Below are 19,661 nucleotides of genomic sequence, written 5' to 3' on the forward strand. Positions count from 1 at the left end.
CCAGCCTGGTAGCGCGGCGCTCGCAGCGGCCGGTCTTTTCGTATTTTTACCCACCCTGTCTTCTCGCTTATGTCCGCCGCCCAACCGCTTTCCTGGCCCCAGCGGCCCGAGCCTACCCGCCGCTACACGCGCGCCGAATACCTGGCCTTCGACGAGCAAGCGGAAGGCCGCTGGGAATATTTCGACGGAAAAATCACGCCCGTCGGGGAGCCTGGCATGGTAAACCAGCTGGACCCTACGTTTATGGCCGGGGCCAGCCCCACGCACTACGAGCTCAGCCGCCGCCTCAATGGCTTGCTGTTTGGCCGCCTGCCAGCTGGCTGCCGGGCTTTCGCCAGCGATGCCAAGGTTCATATTCCGCTCACCAAAGGCTACGCTTACCCGGACACGGTAGTAGTCTGCGGCGACCTGGAGTTTGAAGACCCCGCCGTGGCGCTACCGTCGTTAACGAACCCCGTCGTTATCGTAGAGATTCTCTCCGAATCGACGGCTGACTACGACCGCTTCGGCAAGTTCGCCCGCTACCGCAGCATCCCGAGCCTGCGGCAGTACATCATGCTGGACTCGCGCCGGCCGCAGGTCGAAATCCTGTCCCGGCAGGCCGGGGATGCTTGGCTCTACGAGGCACTAGCTCGCCCCGCCGACCGCCTCAACCTGGCGGCAGGCAACTGCGCGCTCACCCTGGCCGAGCTGTACGAGGGCCTGCTCGCGTTTAGCACCGAAACCAATTATTAGCTGGCAGCTGTGCCTAGCAACAGCAGGGCCGGTCGTTGACAACGACCGGCCCTTTACGTATGCCCTTGCCCAGCCCTACTGCTGGCTGGCGCGGAAAAGCTGCTGCTTTTCGTCTTTCGACAGGCTTTCGTAGCCCGAGCGCGATATTTTGTCCAGGATGGCGTCGACGTCCGTGGCTTCGGCCGATTTGGCAGCGGGCCGGCTGGCGCCGCCGGTGCGGTGCGTCACCTTCATGCCACCGGCCGGTCGGCGCTCAAATAGCCGGCCCACCCAGCTGCCCACGGCATGCACCGGCCGGCCGAGGTCGCGGCCCGCTTGCTGCTGCTTGATGAACACGTAGCCCAGCAGCGCGCCGCCCAGGTGGGCAATGCCGCCGCCCGGGTTACCCTGGAAGATATTGGCCACCGACAGCACTACCACCACCACCAGGGCTATCCACTTGATTTTGACCGTTCCGAACAAAAACATCACGAAGGTGTAGTCGGGCAGCAGCGTGGCCGCCGCCACGATAATGGCCACCACCGAGGCCGACGCGCCCAGCATGGGCGCGCCCACGCTGGAAGCAAAAACCGGCAGCACATTGTAGAACAGCAGGAAAGCCGCCGCCCCCGCGAGCGCCCCCAGGATGTAGACGCTCAGCAGCCGCTGGCTGCCCAGGTACTCGCGCAAAAGCTGGCCAAACCAGTAGAGGTTCAGCATATTGAACACGATGTGAAACAGGTTCTCGTGCGTGAAGGCGTAGGTTAGCAGCGTCCAGGGGTGGCGCAGCAGCACCCGCAGGTCGGACGAGAGTGCGAACTGCGGAATGACGCGGGTATCAAATGCCTCGTTGGCCTTTGACAAGAAGAAGCCGGCGTGCACGATAATGAGCACTGTAAACACCAGCACGTTAATTATAATCAGCTGGTTGAGAACATTATCGCGCCGCGAAAAAGCATCGCGGATATCCTGAATTACACTCATTAGGCGGAAGGAATAGGTTAGTAAAACTGCCGGCGGCCCCGCTCCCAGACCTTAATAATAATAAACCCAATGAGCAGGCCGCCGAGGTGGGCAAAGTGCGCCACGTTGTCGCCGGGCGTGCGGTGCACGCCGGCGTAGAGCTCATACAAGGCGTAGAAGAACACAAAATACTTCGCCTTAATGGGAAAAGGGAAGAACAGAAGCATCAACTCGGTATTAGGGAAGAGGTAGGCGAAGGCGAACAGGATGCCAAATACCGCGCCCGACGCGCCGACCATGCCGCCGCCGGGCGAGGTCAGTATCTCGTTCAGCACGCCCTGCACGGCCTTGGTAGCCGAGTCGATATACTCCGCGTTGCGCGGGTCGTCGTGCATGGCGCGGGCCAGGGTTTGGTAGCCCGAATACTGCGGCGCGTAGTTTTCAAAAAACTGCGACAGCCCGCCGCCCGAGGGCTGCTGTGCAAATTCCACGGCGGCCTGCTGTATCTGGTGAATTTCGTAATAGCGCACGCCCTCGTAGAGTAGGCCCGCGCCGACGCCGCACACCAGCCAAAATATCAGAAAGCGCTGGCCGCCCCAGCGCTGCTCCAGCATCGGGCCGAAGGAAATAAGCGCGAACATGTTGCCAATCAAATGGCCCCAGCCCGCGTGCAAAAACATGTACGTGACAAACTGCCACGGGTAGAAATACGGGGAGGAAACGGGGTAGAGCGCCCCGAACTGCGTCAGGTTCTGAACGAGATTACCGCCGATTACGAGGACTAAGACGTTCGCGATAAGCAAATTGCGAACGGTAGGCGTGAGATTGAACATAAGATGTAATGGGCAGAGAGCGAGCCGTAAAATCCGGCTACGTGCCGGGCTTACGGAAAAAGTCGGCCAACTGCTGCCCATCCAGCAGCACCACGGTAGGGCGGCCGTCGGGGGTGTAGTTGGGCACCTGGCAGGCAAAGAGCTTATCGACCAAGGCGCTCAGCTCCACATCGGGCAGGCGGGGCTGGCTGGTGGCCTGCGCCACGCGCCGGGCCAGGGCGCGGGCCAGCGCCTCGCGCCGGTCGAGCTTGAGCGGGGCCGCCCCACTGCGGAACTGCTCGATGAGGCTTTCGAGCAGCTCTTTTTCGCCCTGGGCGGGCAGGTCGGCGGGCACGGCCTCAATGGCAATGGTGAGCGGACCAAACTCGGCAAAGCGGAAGCCCAGCAAATGCAGCGGCTGCGTCAGCTCCTGCAAAATGGCGTAGTCGGCGGGCGAAAACGTGAGCGGCCGTGGAAACAGCAGCGCCTGCGAATGCACCGCGCCCCGCTCCTGCCCCGCCGCGTACTGCTCGTAGAGAATGCGCTCGCGGGCGGCCTCCTGGTCGATGAGCATCAGCCCCGACTTCACCGGCAGCAGCACGTAGCGCGTGAGCACCTGCGTAGCCCGGGGTGAGTGGGTGAGCGGATGAGTGGATGAGTGGGTAGCAGCCAGGGCCGTGGCGGGCTTCAGCGACGGCTCGGGTGCGCCGGCGTGCACAAACGGCAGCTCGGGCAGCACAGGCGCGGGTACGGCCGCGGGCGGCGTGGGGGCCACGGCGGGCGGGGCGGCGGGCTCATCGGGGCGCACGGGCTGGCCTAGCTCGCGGTAGAAGGCTTCGAGGTCGCGCTTGGCTTGCTCGGTAGGGCGCGGCGGCCCCTGGCGCTCGGGCGCGTCGGCGCGGCTTTTGCCCTGGCGAGCGGCGGCCGACACGGAGGCGGAAAGCGCGTCGGGGTTGAACTCGACGTGCCGGGTAGGCGCGGGCAACGCCGAGCTACCGCCCCCGCCAGCCGGGAAACCCGTGCTGCCGCCCGCCGTGCGCAGCGGCCGGATGGGCGCAAAATTCACGTCGCCCTCAAAGTCGAGCGACGGGGCGAGGCTGTGAATACCCAGCGCCTGCCGCACGGCGGCCCGCACCACCGCGTACACCGTTTTCTCGTCCTCAAACTTGATTTCGGTCTTCGTGGGGTGCACGTTGATGTCGATGGTCTTGGGGTCAAGCTCCAAGAACAGCACGTAGAACGGGTGCGTGTCCTTGGGCAGCAAACCCTCATAGGCGGCCAGCACGGCGTGGTTGAGGTAGGCCGAGCGGATGAAGCGATTATTGACGAAGAAAAACTGGTCGCCCCGGCTTTTCTTCGCCGACTCGGGCTTGCCGATGTAGCCTTTCACCGTAATGAAGGGCGTAACTTCTTCGCAGCCCGCCAGTTGTTCCTTATAATTATTACCCAACAAGGCCACGATGCGCTGGCTGAGCTTGCCGGCCGGCAGGTTGAACACCTCCAGGTCGTTTTGGTAGAGCGAAAAGGCAATTTGCGGATTGGCCAGTGCCACGTGCTGAAACTCGTCCAGGATGTGACGCATCTCTACCGCGTTGCTTTTCAAGAAATTGCGCCGGGCGGGCACGTTGAAAAACAGGTTTTTGACCGCGATGCTGGTACCGTCGGGGCAGGCGGTGGGCGTTTGGCTGCTCACGGCCGAGCCCTCCACCAGTAGCAGCGTGCCGGTTTCCTGCCCGCGCTGCTTGGTGCGAATTTCGACCTGCGCCACGGCCGCGATGCTGGCCAGCGCCTCGCCCCGGAAGCCCAGCGTGCGAATGCGAAACAGGTCTTCGGTTGAGCGGATTTTGCTGGTGGCGTGGCGCTCCAGGCTCATGCGGGCGTCGGTGGCCGACATGCCCGAGCCGTTGTCCACTATCTGCACCAGCTGCTTACCAGCCTCTTTCACAATGAGCTGCACGCTGGTGGCCCCGGCGTCCACCGCGTTTTCAAGCAGCTCCTTCACCACCGAGGCGGGGCGTTGCACCACCTCGCCCGCCGCAATCTGGTTGGCGAGGTACTCGGGCAGCAGTTGAATGATATCGGGCATTTTCGTGGGGCTGTTCGCTTGCAGCTGCTAGCTAGTGGCTTTTAGGCGGTGGGGCGGGCAATAAACCTGCGTAATCGCCCTACCTTTGCGGCTAATTTTGCCGGCTCGGCAATAATCAGCGGGTGCTCTTTGGAACCCCCAGGCTAGCCTGCCGGTTCCGGCCAGCAAAAGTAGCCCGTTCGGCCGTTGGCTACCTATACCAAACCCAAAAGCTACCGGCTAACCGCTAGTAGCTAACAGCTTAAATTACCTGATGCGCGTCAACTTCCGGCTCCTCTCTCTAGGCTTGTTGCTGAGCGTCACAGGGTTGCTACTGAGTTTTGTAAAGCCTACCCCAGCCCTGCCCGACCCGCTGCCCAACGGCCCCGCCGAGCAGCGCTGGGTCGATAGCGTGTTCAACGCCCTTACGCCCGAGCAGCGGCTAGGCCAGTTTTTCATGGTGGCGGCGTATTCCAATCGCGAGAAGGCCCACGCCGACCGCATCGAGCGGCTGGTGCGCAACCAGGGCATCGGCGGCATTATGTTTTTGCAGGGCGGCCCCAAGCGGCAGGCCCTGCTCACCAACCGCTTTCAGGCGGCGGCCAAGGTGCCGCTACTCATCGCCACCGACGCCGAATGGGGCCTCGACATGCGCCTCGACTCGACCATGCATTTTGCCAAGCAAATGACGCTGGGCGCGATGGACGACGACCGCCTAGTGTACCAGATGGGCCGCGACCTGGGCCGCAAGCTGCGGGCGCTGGGCGTGCACATCAACTTCGCGCCGGTGGTCGATGTCAATTCCAACCCCAACAACCCGGTAATCGGCAACCGCTCGTTTGGCGAAAACCAGGACCACGTGGCCGCCCTCAGCGTGCAGTACGTCAAGGGCTTGCAGGGGCAGCGGGTGATTGCGGTGGCCAAGCATTTCCCCGGCCACGGCGACACCGACACTGACTCGCACAAGGCCCTGCCAGTGGTGAACACCGACCTGGCCCGGCTTGAAAAAGTGGACCTAGTACCCTTCCAAAAGTCGTTTGAGGCCGGGGCGCTGGGCGTGATGATAGCGCACCTGTACATCCCGCTTTTCGATACTACCAACGCCAAAACCACTACCCTCTCGAAGGCGCTGGTAACGGGTTTACTGCAAGAGAAGATGGGTTTTAAAGGCCTAATTTTCACCGATGCGCTGAATATGCGCAGCGTGAGCAAGCTCTATAAAGCCGGCGAGCTCGACGCAATGGCCCTCGCCGCCGGCAACGACATTCTGCTTTTTTCGGAAGACGTGCCGGCCGCCCTCACCCGCATCACGGCGGCTGTCGCTGCTGGCCACCTCAACCAGGCTGACCTCGATGCGCGGGTGAAGAAGATTTTGCGGGCCAAGTACTGGGCGGGTCTCAATCAGTACAAGCCCCTGAACGTAGCGAAGGTGCGCGACAGCCTCAACCTGCCCGACGGCCGGGTGCTGGCGCAGTCGATATTCGAGCACGCCGTGACAGTGGTGAAGAACGACGACAAGCTCCTTCCCTTCCAGCGGCTTGATACCCTGCGCATTGCGGCCATCACCATCGGCACGCAGGCCGAGGGGCCGTATGCTACTATTTTCAATAAGTACCAGCCCGGCACCGTGTACGCGGTGCCCGACCGCTACGCGCCCGATTCCACGTTCAGCCGCATTCAGGCCCGCCTCGGCGATGCCAATGTGGTGGTAGTGAGCCTTCACCAAATGAACAACACGCCCACCCACAGCTACGGTCTGGGCGACGGCGCGCTACGCTTCCTCAAAAGCCTGCAAGCTGACCCCAAGCGCAAAACCGTGGTAGTAGCGATGGGCAATGCCTACGGCCTCAAGTATTTGCAAAGCGCCCGCACGCTGGTCTGCGGCTACGAAGACCACTACACCGCCCAAATCGTGGTGCCGCAGGTGCTGTTTGGGGCGCTGCCGGCGCGGGGCAAATTGCCGGTTACGGTGTCGGAAAACCTGAAAGTGGGCACCGGCCTCGCCACGCCCGACCTGCACCGCCTGCGCTACGCCGCGCCCGAGCGCGAGGGGCTCGACTCAAAAATCATGAGCCAGATTGACCACATCGCGCTCGAAAGCATCGTGACCGCCGCCACCCCCGGCTGCCAAGTGCTCATCGCCAAAAACGGCACCGTGGTCTTCGACCAAAGCTACGGCTACGGCACCTACGACCAAAGCCAGCCCGTGACCAACAGCACGTTGTACGACCTGGCTTCGGTGACGAAAGTGGCCGGCACCTTGCAGGCCATCATGTACCTCAAAGACCAGGGCAAGCTGAACCTGGAAGAAAAAGTGAGCGCCTACCTGCCCGAAATGGCGCGCACCAACAAGCGCGACATGACCGTGCGCGACGTGCTGCTGCACCAAGCCGGCCTCAAGCCCGGCATCCCGACCTGGGAGCGCACCGTGGCGGCCGGCACCCTCAAGCCCGCTTACTACTCCAGCCAGCGCTCCGACGACTTCCCCAACGAGGTAGCACCCGGCGAGTTTTCCATCAAGGCCGCCGACGACTCGGTGTGGGCCTGGACGCTGCGCTCGACGCTGCTACCCAAGACCAAAGGCAAGTACCCGGTCGAGTATTCCGACCTCAGCTTCATCATTATGAAGCGCCTGAGCGAGAAAATCCTGGGCCAGCCGCTGGCCGAGTTCCTGCCCAACAAGTTTTATAAGCCGCTGGGTTTGGGCACGATGACGTACAACCCGCTCACGCGCTTCCCCAAAACCTGCATCGCGCCCACCGAAAACGACACTTACTACCGCCGCGAGCAACTGCAAGGCACCGTGCACGACCAAACTGCCGCCCTCGTGGGCGGCGTGGGCGGCCACGCTGGCCTCTTCGCCACCGCCAACGACCTGGCCGTGCTGATGCAGATGAACCTGCAAAACGGCCGCTACGGTGGCACCAGCTTCTTCCAGTCGCCGGTGGTGTCGGAGTTTGCGCGCCCGCAGGTGGCCGGCAACAAGCGCGGCCTGGGCTGGGACCACGGCGACCCTAGCAAGCCCGAAGGCCCCACCGCCCGCCTCGCGCCCGCCAGCACCTTCGGCCACACTGGCTTCACCGGCACCTGCGTGTGGCTCGACCCCGACAACCAGATTCTCTACGTGTTCCTCTCCAACCGTGTGTACCCGGACGCGGGGAACGTCAAGCTGCGGACGTACAACATCCGCACGCGGATACAGGAGGTGATTTACAAGGCAATGGAGGCCAAGAGCCCGAAGGGATGAGCGTAATATTCAAAAATTAAAATTATTCCTATATTTGCACATAACAACTGCTTACATCACACACCGGTATTATACCGCTCTAAGCGATGTATGGGCTCTAATTACATAGTAATGTTATGATTGACACTATAACCATTGAGCGGTTTAAAAACATTTCACGTATCGCGCTTAAACTAGAAAATATAAATATTTTAGTCGGCGCTAATAACGCGGGTAAGAGTTCTATACTACAGGGAATTCAATTTGCTGTTGCCGTTGCCCAAACTACATCGCTGGATGAGTTTAGCACAGTAGGATGGAAGAATAGTATTCTATCTACTTCTTTGACAGCAAATCAAATTATTTATTCTCCTATTAAGGATATTTATGCCTTAGGAAGTGGAGGGAGTTTAAGCCAAGATGCAGATAAGGCCATTATGGTAGAATTTGCAGAACGCGATAGTGGACATTTGGCAAAGTTTTCCTTGAGAAAAGGAAGAAATAAGAACTTGCTTACCTCAATAGAAGGAAAAGACTTAGGGAATACTATCAGATACTTAGATAATCCCTATTCTATATACGTACCAGGCTTATCAGGAATTCCCGCAGCTGAAGAACTAAAAAGCGAAGGCGTTGTAAGAAGACTAGCAGCGAAAGGAGATGCAAATAATGTATTTCGCAATGTATTATGGCTTCTAAAGCAAGACACAAACAAGTGGGACGCATTTATTTTAGATTTCAAGGATATTTTCCCAGAACTCGATATCACTATTACTTTTGATAAAATAAAAGATGAATATTTAAATGCATTCATTACATCTAATTCTAAATCTTTCCCGATAGATGCTTTTGGAACAGGTGTTTTGCAAATAATTCAAATTTTATCTTATATACATTTATACAATCCTAAATTACTTATATTAGATGAACCTGACAGCCATTTACATCCAAGCAATCAAAAAATATTAGCGGAGAAGTTGAATGATATCACAGCGCGATTAAATTTTCAAATTATCATAAGTACGCATTCTAGACATCTCCTAGATTCATTTAGAGATTACGCGGCTGTTCATTGGATATCTAATGGAGCTTTAAACAATCAGGACTATAGTTTCATCAGTGTACTTTTAGAGATAGGTGCTCTTGATAGAGGAGACATACTCAATAAAGGCTCGTCAAAGTGTGTAATCCTAACGGAAGATGCTCGTACAGAAAAGCTAAAATCAGTTTTAGCCGCTAATAATTTTAACTTGGCAGAAACAGAGCTATGGTCTTATGAGGGATGCTCAAAACTTGATACAGCAATAGTATTAGCCGCTTTTATCAAGAAAAGCGCACCAGGCACAACTGTTCTAGTCCATCGAGATAGAGATTATTTGACTGATGAAGAATGCGACTTAATAGCTTCGAAGGCCAGTGCAGCCAATATAGAAATAATGTTTACTATCGGCACTGATATAGAGTCTCATTTACTTAACCCCCATCACATTACTAAAGTATATACTCAACTAAATCTAGAACAAGTTGAAAATCTGATTGATAAGGCTACTGACAAAGTAGAAGAAAAATCACTAAGAAATTTTATTAATGCCGCAACTCAAGATGCATTACAGAAGCAGTACGCCGGGGGAGCCAGAGTTGATAATGGCCAGATTGCATTAGATTGCACTTCCAAGTATAGAGCTAACAAGCCAAGATATAGACACGGTAAACAGGTCTTTAAGATTTTAAGAAATCAACTAGAAGTGTCCTTTGGGAAAGGAGATTTATCTATAGCTACCGAAGATTTAAAATTACAAAGTATTCTTGATATTCAGGCAAGGATATGGCCTGCTTCATAGATTCGCAACTACTAGAATTCCCTAATTGGCAGGTTTTGTAATTTACACCTGCTGTGAAATCTCTCATTTTTCTGCAACCGCCTCCCCCGCCAGCGCCTCGCGCACGAAGCCTTGCTTCAAATGCTCGTACAGCGAGTGCGGGTCGATGAGGGCGGCTACGGCCTGGGCCAGCAGCGCCCCGAGCAGCAGCTGGAAGATGGCCGAGTGGCGGTCCGTCATTTCGAGCACCAGGATGGCGGCGGTGAAGGGCGAGCGCACCACGCCGGTGAGAAAGCCCACCATACTCACCAGTATCAGCAGGTTGCGGTCGAGCACGGGCACGCCGGCCAGGCGGGCCAGGCCATCGCCGAGCAGCGCGCCCGCGCTGAGCGAGGTGGCAAACACGCCGCCCGCTCCGCCGCCGCTGTAGCTGAGCACCATGCCCGCAAAGCGCACCGGAAACAAGTAGCCCGGCGACTCGCCGTTGTTCTGAAACAGCAGGCGGTTGATAATCGGCTTGCCGGTGCCTACCGCATCGGTACCCACGAAGTAGGCCAGCGTGGCCATGAGCACGCCGCAGCCCAACACCCAGCCCACCTGCGCGCCCAGCGTGGTGAAGCGGCGGCGGTACTGCCCCACCGCCAGCAGCGTTTTGGCGAACACGGCCCCGGCCAGGCCGCAGGCCATCGCGCAGGCCATCGCCAGCACCTGAAACCAACCGCCCGGCGAAGTCACCTTCGGGAAGCCCAGGTAGAGGTATGTGCCCAGAAACTGCTGCGCCGTGAGCCCCGCGATAATAACGGCCGCAAACACCGCCATGCGAAAGCGCGATAAGTGCACCTGCGTCAGCTCTTCCACCACAAACACGATGCCGCCGAGCGGCGTGTTGAAGGCCGCCGCCAGGCCGGCCGCCCCGCCCGTGACCAGCGCAATCTGCCGCGACAGCCGGGGCCAGCCCGCCGGCTGCAAGTTATTGATAGCCCGAAAGATGGCCGCCGACACCTGGATGGTCGGCCCCTCGCGCCCAATCACGCCGCCGCCCAGTAGCAGCACTACGCTGCTGAGCACCTTCACCACCGCTACGCGCACGCTCAGCAGGTAGCCGGCGTAGCGGTGCCGGGTGGGCGTCGAGAGGTCGATGCCGGCCATCACCTGCGGAATGCCGCTGCCCCGCGCCGCCGGGGCCAGGTAGTACACCAGCGCCCACGAGGCCAAAAACGCCACTGGCACCAGCCCAAACGCCTGCAACGGCAGCCGGTTCAGCCAACCAAAGCTTATTTGCTCGGCCCAGGCAAACGCCTTTTCGTAGCCCACCGCCGCCACGCCCGTCAGCAGCGAGGCTATCCAGAAGGGCAGGCTTTGCAAAATGAGCCGCCGCACCCGCGGCGTGTACAGCGGGCGAATGAGGTAGCGGTCAAACCAGGCCAGCGCGCGGGCGTAGCGGGACGGGGTTGCGGAATCGGGCATTCCTGCAAGGTACGGGCGGCGGGGCGGCGCGGGTCCCGTTGCTCGCACCATGCCCGCGAGAAAAACGAATATCAGGGCAGTTTCATCTTTTCAGCGCCCCCTTGTGCAACGCTTCGTGTTCGGCTGTAATCATAGTGCTACGCACCTTATTTCCTTTCCCCATGAAGCCCCTAGCTACCCTTCTCGCCGCCAGCTTGCTGCTGAGCGCAGCCACGGCCTCAGCCCAAACGTCTTTCCATATCGGCGGGCGCGGCGGCCTCAACCAGGCGCAGCTGGTGACGCACGGAGCGAGCAATGATTATCCTAGCCGAACCTCCGATGCATCAGCGCTATATGCGTGGCAAGCGGGAATAACGCTAGAAGCGCGCCGTGGAAATTTTGCGGTGCAGCCAGCTTTACTCTTTTCGCAGAAAGGCTCACGGTTTTCCACTGTCAATACTATCGTTGGCTTTGCGGGAACCGATACCTGGAAATCCACGGGTACCAATCGCTATAACTGGGTAGAACTGCCTCTGCACGTCGTATACACGCAGCACGGCGACCACGGCCTCCAGCTTTTTGCCGGCCCCTACGTGGCGCTGGCAGTAGGCGGGCACCAGCAGGGTAACACCACCCATTACTCGTGGACGGGCGCTACCGACGATAAGCCCATTGACCAAAAGCACTCTTATAATTCTCTTTCGGATGGCAAGCGGGTGGATGCAGGTCTCAACTTCGGGGTTGGCTACCGGCAAGGCCCGCTGCAAGTGCAGCTGAGCTACGGACTAGGGCTGCGCAACCTGCGTGACCTAACCCAGCGAGTCGACTCAGAATCTGGCAGCTACGACGCGGCCTACAACCGCGTGGCCCAGCTCACGGGCACGTATTTTTTCGCGCTGTAGCGACTACTGCCCGGCCGGCCATACGTTGTCGGCCGGGTAGCTGTCGGGCACGTAAAGGCTGCCGAGCGTGACGCTTTTGATGGCTTTGCGGCCGGCTACGGGCACTTTTACGGTCTGGGCGTTTTGCCACACCGCGATGGTGCGGTGGATTTTCTCGGTGCTGCCGTCGGCAAAGGTCACGGTGAGGTCTACGGGCACGGGCTTGCTGCCCTTGGCCGTGACTACGATTTCGGCAGCGGTGTTGCCCACGGCCGGCGTTACGCTCGTGATGCCTAGGTCAGGGTAGCCGCCCTCGAAAAACCAGCGCTGCCAAAACCAATCGAGGTTTTGCCCGGCTCCGGCATTCATGGAGTAAAAGAAGTCGTAGGGCATCGGGTGCTTGCCGTGCCAGGTGCGGATGTAGGTGTGCAGCGCCTTGGTAAATAGCTCATCGCCGAGCAAGTCCTTGACGTACAAGTAACCTAGGCCGGGCTTGGGGTACGAATTGAGGAAGAACGGCGTGCCGGTTTGCTGCGTTGTCAGGGTCACGATGGGCAGGTCGTCTTCGGTGGCGGCGGCGCGGGCGTAGGGTACCATGCCGTAGTCATCGACCAGCTTGGAGTCGATGAGGGGCGAAATCAGCCACTCGCCGATGGTGGCCCAGCCCTCATCCATCCAGCCGTACTTGGTTTCGTTGATGCCCATGTAAAACGGGAACATCGTGTGAAAAATCTCGTGGTCGGTGAGCGTAATGGCGTCCTCGCGGGTGCTGGTGGGGTTGTCGTTCACCATCATGGGGTACTCCATCTGGTCGAGGCCGTCGAACACCGTTTCGTGCGAGTAGGGAAACGGCCACTTGGGGAAGGTGTAGCTCATGGCCTCCACCGTGCGGCGCCCAAACTTGGCTACCTCCCGAAAGTCTTCGTGCTTGGCATTATACACGGCATCGACGCGGGTGCGGCGCTTGGTGGCGGGGTCTACCACGAGGCTGCTAGCGTCCCAGACGTAGTGGTCGGCGGTGGCGAATACAAAGTCTGTGACATCATGGGCGTCGAAGTGCCACGTGTTTTGCGCGTTGGGCGCCGTGGCATCGTGTCGCCGCGCCTCGGTGCTGTCGATGATGGTGGTGAAGCCATCCTTCTTCTCAGCGGTGCGCAGGCGGGTCAGATACTTTTTGGTGAGCACCTGGTCGGCATTGGTCAGGTCGCCGGTGGCCCAAACCAGGAAGTTGCGCGGCACCGTGATATCGACCGCGAAGTGGCAAAAGTCATTATACATCTCCGGCCCGCCGGTGTACGGAATGCGGTTCCAGCCGTCGATGTCATCATATACCGCAATACGCGGGAAGAAGTACGCCACAAATGCCGCCCCCGGCTCGACCTCGCCCGTGCGCTGGTGCGAGCCCTTGTTGAGTGTGTACGAATACGTAACAGCCACCTGGGCCGTCTGCCGGGCACCTAGGGCGCGTGGCAGCGGCACTACCATATTGGTATTGTCGATGGCCAACTGGCTCACGTCCAGCGCTTGGCCATTGATGCTAAGTTGCGCGATTTTGACGCCATCGCTTAGGTCCTCGGGTGCAAACTTGCCCGAGCGCGGGGCGCCCTTCTGGTAGATATTAGGGTAAAGCTTAAACCACAGCTGGCGCAGCGAATCGGGGCTGTTGTTTTGGTAGGCGATGTTGACAGTGCCCGCTACCAGCCGCGTGCCGGGGTCGAAGTTGACCTTAATAGTATAGTCGGCCGTGTTTTGCCAGTACTTGGGGCCCGGCTGGCCGGTGGGCGAGCGGGTGCCCCGGTCGTAGGTGGCGCGCAGGTTGCGCGGCACGGGCAGCGGCGCCTGGGCCAGGCTGGTGGTGTAGGCCAGCCCTAGGGCCAGCACGGAGCCGAGAAAAGGAAGCTTTTTCAACAACGGGTCAAAAGAGAATAGAACGAAGCGCGAAAGGCCATAGAAATAGATGCCTCGCGCCTGGCGCCAGCGTATGCTTACGGACGCAAGGCATTGCATTGCGTTTCTAGGTCACTAAACGGCTGCTTTAGCGAGGCTAGGAGGCCCGGCACAAAGTTAGGCCACCCGCCCACGCCCTACCCCGGCCGCCTGCCGCATCCAGCAGCCCGCCAGCGCCGCTACGCCCCCCACCAGCCCGCCCAGCACGGCCGTGACTAGTACCAACACCCAGCCCCGGCCACCCAGCGGCAGTAGCTGCGCCACCCGGTGACTTAGGATGCTGGCGCTGTTTATGTTGAGCCACGCCGCAGTAAGCAGCCAGCCCAACCCAACGCCCGCAAAGCCCGCCCCGAACGCCCGGCCACCCGTGCTGCCTAGTGCGGCCGCTAGGGCGAAACACAGTGGCGCAATCACCCACCAGGGTAAGAAAAGCTGCGCCAGGAAGGCTAAGATTAAAATCGAGATAAAAAGTCGCATAGTGCTAGGTATCTTTCAATTGAGAACGTTGGTCATGCAGAGCGCAGCGAAGCATCTCGCATGGCGCAGTAATCTCTGACGCTAGCAACGATGTGAGCGAGATGCTTCGCTGCGCTCTGCATGACCAACTTTTTTAATTGCGCCTACAACGAAACGGTAGAGATGCTTCGCAAGCTCAGCATGACAGATGGTTAGGAAACTCCACACTCAGATATTACTTCGTCAGCGTCCAGCTGCCGCGCAGGCGCGGGTTGGTTTCGGTGGCCGAGCGCAGGAAAATCAGCTCGTTGAGCTGGCCCACGCGCCAGGTTTCGAGCATGTCGTCGTAGGCAGCCGAGCCGGGGTTGCCGCTTTGCCCGCCAGGGAATACGCCGTAGGCGCGCACCTGCGGCCCTAGGGCCACCACCATGCGCCACGAGGGGCCGTTGCGCTCAGACGTGGCATTCACAATACCCGCGCCGCCGCCGCAGTCTAGGTCTAGGTGGCCGAAGCCGGGTAGCTGAAGCATGTGCAGCACATCGGTGCCTTTCTGATTTTTCCAGGCCCATTTGGGACCTAGGGGGCCGTATTTGCGGGTGAGCGAGTCGGTGGCGAAGCGCAGGCTGCGGCGCACCAACTGCGGTAGGGTTTCGCGCTGTGGGGTGCGGCGGTCGTCTATCCAGGGGCTGTTTTCCTCGTGCAGGAGCAGCTGCTTGGTGCGGTCGCGGGCGGGGTAGCGCATTTCGAGGCCGGTGGCTTTCGGGCCGAAGTCATCGCCCCAAATGCGCTTGACCAAGCTGTTATACCACAAGTCGTACACGCTGGGCGCCAGGGCGTCGGCGTTGTACTCATAGTTCCAGCGGCGCATTTCGGCCAGCACCCGGGCCTCGGGCGAGGTGGCGGCCACTAGCGTATCACCGTTGGCGGGGCCGGCTACCAGCTCCAGCAAGCGCGGCAGCAAGAGCTGAGCGGTGAGGTTGAGGTTGTCGTTTTGCAGCATCCGCAGGCTGTCGGGCGTGGCCTGGGTCATGCGCGCCAGGCGCGTATTGATGCGGTGCGAGCGGTCGTAGGTGCCGTCGCCGTAGTTCCAGTTGAGGTAGTAGGGGTAGTCGGGGCCGGTTGAAAACTGGTTGGCCGACGATACGAACTGGCGCGGCGGGTTTTTCACGTGCGGGTTTTGGGCGGCCGGAATCCAGCCTTGCCAGTCGTAGGCCGGGTCGGTACCGTCGAGGATAAATTTGCCCTGCTCGCGCCACTTTAGCGGAAAGCGGCCGTTGGGCCAGATGGCAATATCCTTGTCGGCGCTGGCGAAGATAAAGTTCTGGGCCGGTGCGCCATAGATGGCCAGCGCGGCGGTGTAGTCCTGGTAGTTGCGGGCGCGGTTGAGGCGGTAAAATGTGCCTACTTCGTTGGCCGCGTCGTGGGCAGTCCAGCGCATGGCGTGGGCCACGGGCACCTGGCCCGGCAGAAAAGGCTTCTCAGGCTTATCGTACACGATGGGGCCGTGGTGGGTATACAGCACCGTGTCGAAGCGGTCGGGCTGGCCGCGCACCTTGATGCGCTCCACCACCCGGCGCACGGGTTTCCAGCGGCCGCCGTGCCAGTACTCGCGCCGGGTATTGTCCTTGAATTTCAGCTGGTACCAGTCGAGCACGTCGGCCGCCACGTTGGTAACGCCCCAGGCTACGCGCTCGTTGAAGCCGATGATGGCCGTGGGCGTACCCGGAATGCTGACGCCGTACACGTTGACGCCCGGCGCCACCAGCTGCATCTGGTACCAGATGCTGGGCAGGTTCAGCTGCAAGTGCGGGTCGTTGGCCAGCAACGGGTAGCCGGTGGCCGACTTGGCCCCGCTCACCGCAAAGTTGTTGGAGCCCAGTTCGGGGTCGGGCTCGTGCTGCGGCACCAGGCCCGACATCGCCGCCGCGAAGCTAGGCGGCGTGGGCGGCACCGGCAGGGGCTGAAAATCGAGCGGCGTGCCCACCGGCACAATGGGGTCTTCCTGCTCCGGGTAGTCCGGAAACAGGTCCTTCACCACGGCCGGGCCGTACCGGGCCAGCGCGTTGCTCATGCGCAGGTCGTCGGAGCGGCCGCTCAGGTCGAAGGCCATGTACTTTAGAATCAAGTAGCTGTTGAGTGGCTGCCAGGGCTCGGGGGCATAGTCGAGCAGCTTGTATTCGAAGGGCAGCGTGCGCGGGCTCAGCGTGTTGATGTAGGCGTTCACCCCGTCGGCGTAAGACGTGACCACAGTGCGCGTTACGGGGTCCGTCATGGCCGAGTCGAGCGATTTGCGCGCCCCGTAGGCCAAACCCATGCGCCGGAAAAAGCGGTCGGTTTCGAGGCGGGCCGGGCCTACTATCTCGGCCAGCCGCCCGGCCGCCACGTGGGCGATAAAGTCCATCTGCCAGAGCCGGTCTTGCGCCGTGAGGTAGCCCTGGGCGTAGTACAGGTCGTGGTCGTTTTGGGCAAATACGTGCGGCACCCGCTTGTCGTCGTAGCGCACCTGCACGGGCGCTTGCAGGCCCGGCAGCTGTAGCGTTTGGGGCGCGGCAAAAGCGTCGGCCGCTTCGCCGTTTTGCCAAAAGCCCCGGAATGGGCTCAGCAGCTTGCCGAAGGGCGGCAAGTCGCCGTGCTTGGTATTCAGCGCCCAGGTCAGCGCGATGGCGGCCAGGGTAGCGAGCAGGGCTTTAATCCAGTGGAGCATAAGCGGTTTGTTTTCAAATTAGAGCCTCGCACACGGTTGTCATGCTGAGCTTGTCGAAGCATCTCTGCCGCTTCATCCAAGCCGTTCAACGATGCGATAGAGATGCTTCGGCAAGCTCAGCATGACAACCGTGTACAAGCTAATACCTACCCTACTGCACGGTGTTGCGCGGGTCGGGCTTGGGCTGCATCTCGTAGTTGTGGGGCGGCTGGGCGCCGGCTAGGTTTTGCACGAAGTAGTCCCAGCGGCGGCGCGTCATGTAGGGCGAATACTGCGCAAAGCCGTGGTGGGCGTTGGGGAATACTACCAGGTCGTAGCTCTTGTTGGCCTTGGTGAGGGCCTCGACTACCAGCCAGGTGTTGTAGGGCGGCACGTTGTCGTCCATCAGGCCGTGGGCCAGCATCAGCTTGCCTTTGAGGTTCTTGGCAAAAGTGGCGTTGGCCTGGTTGTCGTAGTTGGTGGTGCCGTCGGGGTTGGTTTTGAGCAGGCCGATGTAACGCTCGGCCCAATCGTCTTCGTAATTGCGGTTTTCGTGGTTGCCCGATTCCGAGATGCCTACTTTAAAGAAATCGGGGTAGCGGAACATGGCCGCCGCCGTGGCGTAGCCGCCGCCCGAATGCCCCCAGATGCCCGCCCGCTCCAGGTCGATGTAGGGGTACTTCTGGGCTAGCTGCCGCATGCCGCTCACTTGGTCACCTAGGGTATTTTCGGCCATGTTGCCGTAGCAGGCATCGTGGTAGCTCTTGCTGCGCAGCGGGTTGCAGCTGCCTTCTATCACCACCACCACAAAGCCCAGCTCGGCCAGCGCCTGGTTGTCGTTGCGAGCCGCCGAAAACGACCAGTTGCCCACGCCCCCACCCTGCGGGCCGGGGTAGATGTAGTTGATAATCGGGTATTTCTTGGCTGGGTCCAGCGCCGTGGGCGTAAACAGCAGGCCGTAGAGGTCCGTCTGCCCGTCCTGCGCTTTTACCGTGATGGCCGTGGGCGCCTTCCAGCCGGTGGCCGTGAGGCGCGAAATATCGGTTTTCTCTAGGGTCGAAATCAGCTTGCCATCGGCCCCGCGCAGTACCGTGGCACCCGGCTTGTCGGGCTGCGAGTAGGTGTCCACGAAGTAGCGGCCCGAGGGCGCCAGCGCCACCTGGTGGTTGCCGGCCTCGGGCGTGAGCAGGGTCAGCCCCTTGCCATCGAGCCCGATGCGGTAGAGGTGCGCGAAGTAAGGGTTACCGGGCTCGCGCCCGTCGGCCAGGAAGTAGAGCTGGCGCTTGGCCTCGTCTACACCCAGCAGCTGCGTCACCACGAAGTTACCCTTCGTAATCTGGCGCTTCACTTTGCCGGTGCCCGCGTCGTAGAGGTAGAGGTGGCCCCAGTTGTCGCGCTCCGAATACCAAATAATTTCTTTGGTTTTGGGCAGGTAGCGCCAGTTGATGGCGCGCTGGCCCGATTCGTACTGCGTAGGCACGGTTTCCTCAAACACCTCGCGCACCGCGCCGGTGGCGGCGTCGGCCAGGCGCACTTTTTCCTGCTTGTGGTCGCGCGAGGTCGAGACGAAGGCCAGCTCCCGGCCGTCGGGACTCCAATCCACATCGTCGAAGGTGCCGCTGCTCGAAATATCGTCTGAGAGCGAGCCGCGGTGGGGGTCGGGGGCCACTTGCAGGCGCACCACTTTCGGGCTATTCACTTCGATGATTATCCGCTCAATCATGGCAATGTCCTTATCGCCGGGCAGCGGGTATTTCCAGGCTTCCAGCTTGGGGTGGCCTACGTTGGTGGTCACGAGGTACATGTCGCCCACCTGGCGCTGGTCTTGGCGGAAGGTAGCGATTTTGCGCGAGTCGGGCGACCAGCGCAGCACCGGCGCGTCGCTGTGGGTCCAGCCGGCGTTGTCGGTAGCGTAGCCGTAGTCCTTGGCGCCGTCGGTGGTGAGCTGGGTGCTTTGGTTGGTTTTGGTATCGCGCACCCACAAGTTGTAGTCCTTGATGTAAGCCGCCAGCTGGCCGTTGGGCGACTCGACTTCGTTGCGGGCGTTAGGGTTAGCCTGGGCGGCTGGCGTAGCGGCGGGGCTCAGCTGCCCGCTGCCTAGGTCATACTGCCAGCGCTTGCCCGCTGCCGCGAAGGCCACCGACTTGCCATCGGGCGCAAATGCAAGGTCTAGGTTCGGCAGCCGGTTGGCTTCGTAAGTTTTGCCCGTGGCCGTCGAGAGCGCGGCGGCCAGCCTGGCGTGGTCGAAGGCAGCGGTGCGGGTTTTGCGGGCCGGGTCTACCAGCACGTATTCGCTGCCCTTGGCCGTGAGCACGCGGTACCAAAACCGGTCGTTGGCGAGCCAGTGCGGCTGGCCGGGGGCACCATCTACCAGCGCCTGGGTATTATAGCCCATAAACTGCTCGGCGCGGGCATAGTCTTGGTCGGTGAGGGCGGGCCGCTGCTGGGCCGCAGCCGTGGTAGCAATAAAAAGCGTGGCGGTGGCCACGAGGCCCGGTACGTAGGAGGGCATAAGCTTGGTGGGGAACAAACTAAACGTTGGCATTATTCGAAGGCGAAAGGTAGCGCGGTTTGCCCTACGGTTGCACCCGCGCTATACTACTCGGTCGGGTGAACCTCACCCCCCGGCCCCCTCTCCAAAAAAGAGG

General features: G+C 60.4%; 12 protein-coding genes. 4 read left to right on the top strand and 8 right to left on the bottom strand.

Annotated elements, in window-relative coordinates; genetic code table 11:
• The first annotated feature begins 69 nt into the window (after positions 1–69).
• Positions 70–735 (top strand): Uma2 family endonuclease, encoded by a 666-nt coding sequence (locus VFO93_RS21685; protein WP_325136470.1) that lies wholly within the window; start codon positions 70–72, stop codon positions 733–735.
• A gap of 75 nt (positions 736–810) precedes the next feature.
• Here the strand turns inward: VFO93_RS21685 and VFO93_RS21690 are convergent, their stop codons facing one another.
• Genes VFO93_RS21690 through mutL form a run of 3 tightly spaced genes read right to left on the bottom strand, consistent with a single transcriptional unit; the run spans position 811 to position 4,575 of the window.
• Positions 811–1,698 (bottom strand): rhomboid family intramembrane serine protease, encoded by an 888-nt coding sequence (locus VFO93_RS21690; RefSeq protein WP_325136471.1) that lies wholly within the window; start codon positions 1,696–1,698, stop codon positions 811–813.
• 17 nt (positions 1,699–1,715) lie between these two features.
• Positions 1,716–2,510, bottom strand: a complete 795-nt coding sequence (locus VFO93_RS21695; protein ID WP_325136472.1) for a rhomboid family intramembrane serine protease — start codon at positions 2,508–2,510, stop codon at positions 1,716–1,718.
• 37 nt (positions 2,511–2,547) lie between these two features.
• A complete protein-coding gene (mutL, locus tag VFO93_RS21700) occupies positions 2,548–4,575 on the bottom strand; it encodes a DNA mismatch repair endonuclease MutL (protein ID WP_325136473.1) in 2,028 nt (675 codons plus the stop codon).
• A 253-nt stretch (positions 4,576–4,828) separates the two neighbouring features.
• On the opposite strand from mutL, the gene VFO93_RS21705 reads away from it, so the two are divergent.
• Together VFO93_RS21705 and VFO93_RS21710 are read left to right on the top strand one after the other, a co-directional pair.
• Entirely contained in the window at positions 4,829–7,801 is a 2,973-nt protein-coding gene (locus tag VFO93_RS21705) for a glycoside hydrolase family 3 N-terminal domain-containing protein (protein ID WP_325136474.1), read from the top strand.
• A 116-nt stretch (positions 7,802–7,917) separates the two neighbouring features.
• The gene (locus VFO93_RS21710; RefSeq protein ID WP_325136475.1) at positions 7,918–9,621 is read left to right on the top strand and encodes an ATP-binding protein; all 1,704 of its coding nucleotides are present in this window, start codon (positions 7,918–7,920) and stop codon (positions 9,619–9,621) included.
• 63 nt (positions 9,622–9,684) lie between these two features.
• On the opposite strand, the gene VFO93_RS21715 is transcribed toward VFO93_RS21710, so the two are convergent.
• Positions 9,685–11,067: a chloride channel protein gene (locus tag VFO93_RS21715; protein ID WP_325136476.1), complete on the bottom strand. Its 1,383-nt coding sequence runs from the start codon at positions 11,065–11,067 to the stop codon at positions 9,685–9,687.
• 161 nt (positions 11,068–11,228) lie between these two features.
• Between VFO93_RS21715 and VFO93_RS21720 the strand changes: the two genes are divergently transcribed.
• Positions 11,229–11,948, top strand: coding sequence for a porin family protein (locus VFO93_RS21720; protein WP_325136477.1), 720 nt, complete (start codon positions 11,229–11,231; stop codon positions 11,946–11,948).
• Positions 11,949–11,951: 3 nt separating this feature from the next.
• Here the strand turns inward: VFO93_RS21720 and VFO93_RS21725 are convergent, their stop codons facing one another.
• The 4 genes from VFO93_RS21725 to VFO93_RS21740 all read right to left on the bottom strand — a co-directional run bounded on the left by VFO93_RS21725 (position 11,952) and on the right by VFO93_RS21740 (position 19,525).
• Entirely contained in the window at positions 11,952–13,835 is a 1,884-nt protein-coding gene (locus tag VFO93_RS21725; protein WP_325136478.1) for a M1 family metallopeptidase, read from the bottom strand.
• Between the two features lie 156 nt (positions 13,836–13,991).
• Entirely contained in the window at positions 13,992–14,351 is a 360-nt protein-coding gene (locus VFO93_RS21730; RefSeq protein WP_325136479.1) for a hypothetical protein, read from the bottom strand.
• 214 nt (positions 14,352–14,565) lie between these two features.
• Complete coding sequence (locus VFO93_RS21735; RefSeq protein ID WP_325136480.1) at positions 14,566–17,034, bottom strand: penicillin acylase family protein; 2,469 nt, start codon at positions 17,032–17,034, stop codon at positions 14,566–14,568.
• Positions 17,035–17,185: 151 nt separating this feature from the next.
• The gene (locus tag VFO93_RS21740) at positions 17,186–19,525 is read right to left on the bottom strand and encodes a S9 family peptidase (RefSeq protein WP_325136481.1); all 2,340 of its coding nucleotides are present in this window, start codon (positions 19,523–19,525) and stop codon (positions 17,186–17,188) included.
• Positions 19,526–19,661 lie beyond the last annotated feature (136 nt).

Source organism: Hymenobacter sp., from assembly GCF_035709525.1.
Taxonomy (GTDB): domain Bacteria; phylum Bacteroidota; class Bacteroidia; order Cytophagales; family Hymenobacteraceae; genus Hymenobacter.

Coding starts and splice junctions, on each gene's coding strand:
- VFO93_RS21685 (WP_325136470.1), top strand. CDS start 70: ATGTCCGCCGCCCAACCGCTTTCCTGGCCCCAGCGGCCCGAGCCTACC.
- VFO93_RS21690 (WP_325136471.1), bottom strand. CDS start 1,698: ATGAGTGTAATTCAGGATATCCGCGATGCTTTTTCGCGGCGCGATAAT.
- VFO93_RS21695 (WP_325136472.1), bottom strand. CDS start 2,510: ATGTTCAATCTCACGCCTACCGTTCGCAATTTGCTTATCGCGAACGTC.
- mutL (WP_325136473.1), bottom strand. CDS start 4,575: ATGCCCGATATCATTCAACTGCTGCCCGAGTACCTCGCCAACCAGATT.
- VFO93_RS21705 (WP_325136474.1), top strand. CDS start 4,829: ATGCGCGTCAACTTCCGGCTCCTCTCTCTAGGCTTGTTGCTGAGCGTC.
- VFO93_RS21710 (WP_325136475.1), top strand. CDS start 7,918: ATGATTGACACTATAACCATTGAGCGGTTTAAAAACATTTCACGTATC.
- VFO93_RS21715 (WP_325136476.1), bottom strand. CDS start 11,067: ATGCCCGATTCCGCAACCCCGTCCCGCTACGCCCGCGCGCTGGCCTGG.
- VFO93_RS21720 (WP_325136477.1), top strand. CDS start 11,229: ATGAAGCCCCTAGCTACCCTTCTCGCCGCCAGCTTGCTGCTGAGCGCA.
- VFO93_RS21730 (WP_325136479.1), bottom strand. CDS start 14,351: ATGCGACTTTTTATCTCGATTTTAATCTTAGCCTTCCTGGCGCAGCTT.
- VFO93_RS21735 (WP_325136480.1), bottom strand. CDS start 17,034: ATGCTCCACTGGATTAAAGCCCTGCTCGCTACCCTGGCCGCCATCGCG.
- VFO93_RS21740 (WP_325136481.1), bottom strand. CDS start 19,525: ATGCCCTCCTACGTACCGGGCCTCGTGGCCACCGCCACGCTTTTTATT.